This is a genomic window from Micromonospora sp. NPDC047134, assembly GCF_040643455.1.
Lineage (GTDB): Bacteria > Actinomycetota > Actinomycetes > Mycobacteriales > Micromonosporaceae > Micromonospora.
Window position 1 is genome coordinate 183,722 of sequence record NZ_JBEYUI010000011.1, and the last position, 7,207, is coordinate 190,928.

Here is a 7,207-nt window from a genome sequence, read left to right on the forward strand (position 1 = left end):
CGGACCCGGCCGGCTCAACCCGAGGTCGGCGCCGGGCGCTGGCGGGGCAGAGGGTCCCCGGCGCCCAGGGCCCGCGCCACCGAATCCACGAGGGTCTCCAGGTAGCTGTCGGTGAAGGGGGTGCGGGCGATGGCCAGCCGCCAGTACAGCGGCCCCACGATCAGGTCGACCGCCACGTCGGGGTCGGTCGTGGCCGGCAACTCTCCCCGGTCCACGGCACGAGTGATCAGCCCGCCGACGATCTCCTGCTGCCGGGACCGCAGCATCTGCTGGAAGGTCTCGTCGATTGTCGGGTTCCGCGCGGCCTCGGCGAGCAGATCCGGGATGATCTGCGCGGCCAGCGGGTGGGCCAGGGCGTGCGCCACCACCTGGAACAGCAGAGCCAGATCGCTGCGGAGCGCGCCGGTGTCCAGGGCGGGCAACCGGGCGCCGGCGGCGGCGGTGACCACCTCCAGGACCAGATCGAGCTTGGAGTTCCACCGGCGATAGATCGCCGTCTTGCTGACTCCGGCCCGGCGGGCCACCGCCTCGATGGAGAGCCGGCCGTAGCCGACCGCGGCGAGTTCCTGCATCAGGGCCCGGCGGATGGCCGTGGTGATCTCCCCACGGAGCACCGCCGCACCGGCCGGCGCACGCCTCTTCCCGGTCGTCACCTGGGACTCTTCTCGGCTGTCACGCAGGACAATGTACCGCAACGACGGTACGGTTGCGTCCCGACGGTTCTCGGACTACTGTCCACGCAGCGGCGAGGCGACGCTCCGAGCACGAACACGCTAGATTCCATCGTCGCGAACGCACCCGCCGGCTCGACAAGATCGGAGCGCCCATCCCCATGGCCAACAGCACGCTGGCCGACCCCGACTCCGGCCTGCCTCCGGCCCAGCTGGCCGCCCGGTACGGGCTGCGCATGGCCGGTCAACGCCCCTCCCTGGGCAGCTACACCCGGCAGCTCTGGCGCTACCGGCACTTCATCACCGCGTACGCCAACGCGAAGCTGACGGCCTCGTTCAGCAACGCCCGCCTGGGGCAGCTCTGGCAGGTGCTCACCCCGCTGACCAACGCGGCGGTCTACTACCTGATCTTCGGTCTGATCCTCCAGCAGAGCCGGGGGATGGACAACTTCATCGCCTACCTGACCGCCGGGCTGTTCATCTTCAACTTCACCCAGACCAGCGTGCAGCAGGGCACCCAGGCGATCAGCGGCAACCTCGGGCTGATCCGGGCCCTGCACTTCCCCCGGGCCAGCCTGCCGCTGGCCATCACCATCACCCAGTTCCAGCAGCTGCTCGGCTCGATGGTGGTGCTGATCGCCATCGTGGTGATCACCGGCGAGCCGATCACCCTGATGTGGCTGATGCTGGTGCCGGCGGTGCTGCTCCAGACGGTGTTCAACGCCGGGCTGACCATGACGGTGGCCCGACTGGGCGCCAAGGCCACCGACCTCAAGCAGGTGATGCCCTTCATCCTGCGGACCTGGATGTACGGCTCCGGGGTGCTCTACAGCGTCCAACTGTTCGCCGAGAACCTGCCGGGCTGGGCCACCGCCATCGTGCAGTTCAACCCGATGCTGGTCTACATCGAGCTGGCCCGGGTGGCGCTGCTGGAGAACACTCCCCTGCTCAACGACTCCCTGCCGCTGACCTGGCTGGTCGCGATCGGCTGGTCGGTGCTGGTCGGCCTGGGGGGCTACCTTTACTTCTGGCGCGGCGAACAGGAGTACGGCCGTGGTTGATCACCTGGCGATGTCCAACGACGTGACGGTCACCCTGCCCCGGATCCAGGAACGGATCCCGACCGTGGTGGTCGACGACGCGCATGTCGTCTACCGGGTGCACAAGGGCGCCGCCGGCAGCCACAGCCCGGTGGCCGCGCTGCGGCGGCTGGTCACCCGCACGACGACACCGAACGTGCGCCAGGTGCACGCGGTGCGGGGGGTCACCTTCACCGCGTACCGGGGCGAGGCCATCGGGTTGATCGGCACCAACGGCTCCGGCAAGTCGACCCTGTTGCGGGCCATCGCCGGGTTGCTGCCGGTGGAGCGTGGGGCGGTCTACACCGAGGGCCAGCCCTCCCTGCTCGGGGTGAACGCCGCCCTGCTCAACGACCTGTCCGGAGAGCGCAACGTCACACTGGGCTGCCTGGCCATGGGCATGTCCCCGGCCGACGTGCAGCGCCAACTGCCGGAGATCATCGAGTTCTCCGGGATCAACCAGCGGGGGGAATTCGCCTCCCTGCCGATGCGTACCTACTCCTCCGGCATGTCGGCCCGGCTGCGGTTCTCCATCGCCGCGGCCAAGCAGCACGACGTGCTGTTGATCGACGAGGCCCTGGCCACCGGCGACAAGCGGTTCCGCAAGCGCAGCGAGGCCCGGGTACGCCAGTTGCGGGAGAACGCCGGTACGGTCTTCCTGGTCAGCCACCAGCTCTCCTCGGTACGCGACACGTGTGAACGGACAATCTGGCTGGAGTCCGGATTAATCCGGATGGATGGCCCCACCGCCGAGGTATTGAAGGCGTACGAGGCATTCACCAACGGGAAGTAGAGTTTTCGGCGGATGTCCGGCATCGTCCGGGCGACAACGCCACACCCAGGGTGATCCGCACCCGCGTTATCGTTCATCCGTCGCCGTGTCGACGAGACATTCCAGCCATGCACGACATCGCAGCCATGCACCGAGAGCGAGGACCGGCAATGACGCAGGACCAGACCACCGATTCGGGCACCACGCCGCAGCACGCGGCACCGTGGCGACCCTCACGGACGGTGGCCGTGGTGCTGGCCGGCGGTACCGGTACCCGGCTCGGCCTCGGCATCCCCAAGCAGCTGCTCAAGATCGCCGGTAAGCCGATCATCGAGCACACCCTGGCCGTCTTCGAGGCCGCACCGGAGATCGACGAGATCATCGTGCTGATGGCCAGCGGTCACGTCGCCGAGGCCCAGCAGATCGTGGACAAGGCCGGCTTCCGCAAGGTCACCAAGGTCATCGAGGGTGGGGACACCCGCAACGCCACCACCCGCATCGCCCTGGACGCGGTGGGCGAGCAGGACTGCAACATCCTCTTCCACGACGCGGTACGGCCCCTGCTCAGCGGCCGGATCGTGCGGGAGTGCGTGAACGCCCTCTGGACCTACTCGGCGGTCGACGTGGCCATCCCCTCGGCCGACACGATCATCCAGGTCGACGAGAACGAGTGCATCACCGACATCCCGGTGCGATCCACCCTGCGCCGGGGGCAGACCCCGCAGGCCTTCCGCTCCAGCACCATCCGGGAGGCGTACCGGCTGGCCGCCGGGGACCCGAACTTCGCCGCCACGGACGACTGCGGTGTGGTGCTGCGTTACCTGCCCGAGGTACCGATCAAGGTGATCGACGGCTCGGACGAGAACATCAAGGTCACCCACCCGGTCGACGTGCACCTGGCGGACAAGCTCTTCCAGCTGGCCGCCGCCAAGGTGCCCCGCCTGGCCGACCAGCGCGCCTACGGCGACGAGGTCTCCGGCCGGACGATCGTCGTCTTCGGCGGCAGCTACGGCATCGGCCACGACCTGACCGAGCTGGCCCGGCGCTACGGCGCTCAGGTCTTCCCGTTCAGCCGTTCCAGCACCGGCACCCATGTCGAGCGCCCGGCCGACGTCGAGGCCGCGCTGCGGACCGCCTTCGAGGCCACCGGCCGCATCGACCACGTCGTGGTCACCGCCGGCATCCTGGAGAAGGGCGCCCTGGCCGAGATGGACCAGGAGACCATCGACCGGGTGCTCCAGGTCAACTTCGTCGGCCCGGTCACGGTGGCCCGCCAGGCGCTGCCCTACCTTCAGCACACCAAGGGCCAGCTGCTGCTGTACACCTCCAGCTCCTACACCCGGGGCCGGGCGGACTACGCCCTCTACTCGGCGACCAAGGCGGCCCTGGTCAACCTCACCCAGGCCCTGTCGGACGAGTGGGCCGAGCTGGGCGTACGGGTCAACGTGATCAACCCGGAGCGGACGGCCACCCCGATGCGGACCAAGGCCTTCGGCGCCGAGCCCGAGCACACCCTGCTCGCGGCCGAGACCGTCGCCCAGGCCTCCCTGGACGTGTTGATCTCGGATCTGACCGGCCAGGTGATCGATGTGCGCCGCCCGCCGGGCGAGGCCTCGGGTGCCGTGGTGCCGGCCCAGGGCAGCCGCCAGAACAGCAGCGCCCCGGTCTCCTGACCGACCCACGACGACCCGGAAGGCAACACCGAGATGCGTGGTGACCTGGTCAGGAAGCTGGCCGCCCGGGGGCTGGCCACCGGGACGGCAGTCCTGGCGTTCATCGTGGTCGCGCTCACCGGCGCGACCACCTGGGGGCTCGGGCTCTCGCTGCTCGCCCTCGCCGCCACGGTCTGGGAACGTCGGGTCCGCCCCGGAGCCGACGGGGTGGCGGAGACCACTCTGATCGCGGCCGGGGTGCTGGTCGGCTACTCCCGGCAGCTCGACTCCGGTTTCGATGTGGCCCTGACCGGCACGGCCGTGATCCTGCTGGGGCTGATGGTGCTAGCCGGCCCGCTGCGCGAGGCGGGCAACCTGGAGCTGCTGGCGGCCAACCTTCCGGTACGCACCTGGGTACCCCGGATCACCGCCCGCCTCGGTGACATCGTGGCAGGCCTGCTGGCGGTGTTGGCCCTGGCCGCGATGGCGGGACTGCCCGCCACGGTGGCCCTGGCGGCCAGCCTGCTGGCCGGTGCCGCCGTGGGGGCGGTCGCCGGCAAGCTGGTCATGCGGCGGCTGCGGCCCGGTGCCGGTGGCTCCCCGGTCACCCGGGAGCTGCGCCGGCACCAGCCGGAGTTCCTGCTGTACTTCTCCGCTCCCCCCGGCTCGGAGTACCAGGTCACCATGTGGCTGCCGTACCTGGAGCGGATCGGTCGGCCCTTCGTGGTGATGTTGCGGGAGCCGGAGGCGTTGCCGGTCATCGCGGCGAAGACCACCGCCCCGGTGCTCTACTGCCCGACCCTGCGCAGCATGGACGAGGTGCTGGTGCCGAGCCTGCGGGTGGCCTTCTACGTCAACCACGGCGCCAAGAACAGCCACTGCCTGCGCTTCACCCAGCTGACCCATGTGCAGTTGCACCACGGCGACAGCGACAAGGCCTCCAGCGCCAACCCGGTGTCGGCGATCTTCGACCGGATCTTCGTAGCGGGCGAGGCCGCCATCGACCGGTACGCCCGGGCCGGGGTGGACATTCCGGCCGAGAAGTTCGTGGTTGTCGGCCGCCCCCAGGTCGAGGCCATCGAGGTGCGTACCGGCCCGGTCCGCCGCTTGCCGAACCCCACCGTGCTCTACACCCCCACCTGGACCGGGCACCACGCCGACGCCGACTACTGTTCGCTGCCGTTCGCCGAGACCCTGCTGACCCGGCTGCTCGACCGGGGGGCCACGGTGATCGTGCGACCCCACCCGTACACCGCCCACAACCCGGCCTCGGCCCGCCAGTTGGGGCGGCTGCACGACCTGCTGGCCGCCGACCGGGCCCGCACCGGCCGCCCGCACCTGTTCGGTGCCGCCGCCGGGGCGTTGACCCTGGCCGAGTCGGTGAACCGCGCGGACGCCCTGATCTCCGACGTCTCCGGGGTGGTGTCCGACTGGCTGCACTCCGGCAAGCCGTACGCGGTCACCGACACCGGGGTCGACGGCGACCGGTTCCTCGAACGGTTCCCACTGGCCGCCGCCGGCTACGTACTGCGTCGGGACCTGACCGAGGTGGACGAGGTGCTGACCCGGCTGCTGGACACCGACCCCCTGGCCGAGGCCCGGTGGGCCACCCGCCGCCGATACCTCGGGGACTTCCCGACCGAGACGTACGCCGAGGGGTTCCTGACCGCCGCCCGGCGCGAGCTGGACCCGCACTGGGCCGCCCCGGCGCCCCGGTCCGCCAGCGACGCCCCGCTCTCCCCCGCCACCTGAGCGACCCCGCCACCTGAGCGACCCCGCCGCCGGGCATCGGCCCGACGGCGGTCGACTCATGGACACAGTGGACGCTGCCCGAGGGTCGCTCGCGGCCCTGTGCTCCAATCAGGGTCATGATTCTCCAGCGCGTCGTCGCCGTCGTTCTGCTGTTCTACTGCTTCGTGGGGATGGTCCTCTCGCGTGTCTACCCGTTCATGGACGACTGGCCCGAACTGGCGGAGACGGCGATCGCGATCAGCAGCGCAGTGGCAGGAGTGCTCGGGGTGGTCCTGTGGTTACGCAAGTCCCCCGAGCAGGCTTCCCCCGAGCAGGCCGGCGACGGCGAACGTCCCTGACCGCGACCGGTCAGCGCACGGCGTCGAGCAGCGCCAGTACGGCCGCCGGATCCTCGACATGGGCGTTGTGACCGAGCCCGGGCAGGGTCACCACCGGTACGCCGTACTGCTTGAGCTGTGTCTCGGAGACCATCGGGTCGTGCTCGCCACGGGCCAGCAGCACCGGAGCCTCGATCCCGGCCAGCAGGGTGGTCAGGTCGGGCTCGCCGACGCCGAAGGCGGCCGGATCCAACGCCAGCCGCCACCGGTCGTCCACCTGCCGCAGCCCGGCCGCCACCGCGGGATCATCCGGGCTCAGCAGGTCGGCCAGGCCGGCGACCCGCAGGTACCGTCGGGCCGCCTCGGCACGGCTGTCGAACCAGGTGACCGGGCGGGCCGCGAGATCAGCGGCGCGGGCCAGTTCCGCCGGGGACCAGACCGCCTTGATGCCGAGCCCGACCACCGCCTCGACCGTGACCGCCCGACTCGCGGCGGCCAACGCCAGGCCGACCACCCCGCCGAGGGAGTGGCCCAGCACGATCACCCGATCGCCGGGGTGCAGGTCGGCGGCGACCTGATCGGCGAGCCCTGCGAAGGAGTACCCCGCCAGCGGGGGCGACCCGCCGTGACCGGCCAGATCCGGCGCCATCCACCGGCCGGGCCAGCGCTCGCTCAGCAGCGGGGCCGAGGGTAGCCACACAGCACCGCTGGCACCCATTCCGTGCAGCAGCAACAGCATCGGCGAACCGTCCCGCCCGCCCGACTCGATGATCATGTCGGGCAGTCTGCCACCGCCCGCACCGGCTCGGCGAGAGCCACGACCGGGATACGACACCGGGCGCCGACCTCACAGGGGTCGGCGCCCGGTACTCGTGTTTTGACCATCGGGGGGATTTGTGGTGGTCGAGGTCTAGCGGAATGGGGAGGACCCTGTCCATGATCTGAGTTCTCACACAAAGATCAT

The 7,207-nt window shown here is 70.5% G+C and carries 7 protein-coding genes; 5 read left to right on the plus strand and 2 right to left on the minus strand.

What is annotated here, in order from left to right; translation table 11 throughout:
* Positions 1–14 precede the first annotated feature (14 nt).
* On the minus strand, positions 15–614 hold the full coding sequence (locus ABZ795_RS16035) for a TetR/AcrR family transcriptional regulator (protein WP_357530888.1): 600 nt from the start codon (positions 612–614) through the stop codon (positions 15–17).
* A 218-nt stretch (positions 615–832) separates the two neighbouring features.
* Here ABZ795_RS16035 and ABZ795_RS16040 point away from each other — a divergent pair, with 218 nt between their 5' ends.
* The 5 genes from ABZ795_RS16040 (at position 833) to ABZ795_RS16060 (ending at position 6,264) form a co-directional block, all read left to right on the plus strand.
* Positions 833–1,732, plus strand: a complete 900-nt coding sequence (locus tag ABZ795_RS16040; protein ID WP_357530873.1) for an ABC transporter permease — start codon at positions 833–835, stop codon at positions 1,730–1,732.
* 10 nt (positions 1,733–1,742) lie between these two features.
* Positions 1,743–2,543, plus strand: a complete 801-nt coding sequence (locus ABZ795_RS16045) for an ABC transporter ATP-binding protein (protein WP_357530889.1) — start codon at positions 1,743–1,745, stop codon at positions 2,541–2,543.
* A 149-nt stretch (positions 2,544–2,692) separates the two neighbouring features.
* Positions 2,693–4,195: a bifunctional cytidylyltransferase/SDR family oxidoreductase gene (locus ABZ795_RS16050; RefSeq protein WP_357530874.1), complete on the plus strand. Its 1,503-nt coding sequence runs from the start codon at positions 2,693–2,695 to the stop codon at positions 4,193–4,195.
* Positions 4,196–4,228: 33 nt separating this feature from the next.
* Positions 4,229–5,926, plus strand: coding sequence for a CDP-glycerol glycerophosphotransferase family protein (locus tag ABZ795_RS16055; RefSeq protein ID WP_357530875.1), 1,698 nt, complete (start codon positions 4,229–4,231; stop codon positions 5,924–5,926).
* Between the two features lie 116 nt (positions 5,927–6,042).
* On the plus strand, positions 6,043–6,264 hold the full coding sequence (locus ABZ795_RS16060) for a hypothetical protein (RefSeq protein ID WP_357530876.1): 222 nt from the start codon (positions 6,043–6,045) through the stop codon (positions 6,262–6,264).
* A gap of 10 nt (positions 6,265–6,274) precedes the next feature.
* Here the strand turns inward: ABZ795_RS16060 and ABZ795_RS16065 are convergent, their stop codons facing one another.
* Positions 6,275–7,018, minus strand: a complete 744-nt coding sequence (locus ABZ795_RS16065; RefSeq protein ID WP_357530877.1) for an alpha/beta hydrolase — start codon at positions 7,016–7,018, stop codon at positions 6,275–6,277.
* Positions 7,019–7,207 lie beyond the last annotated feature (189 nt).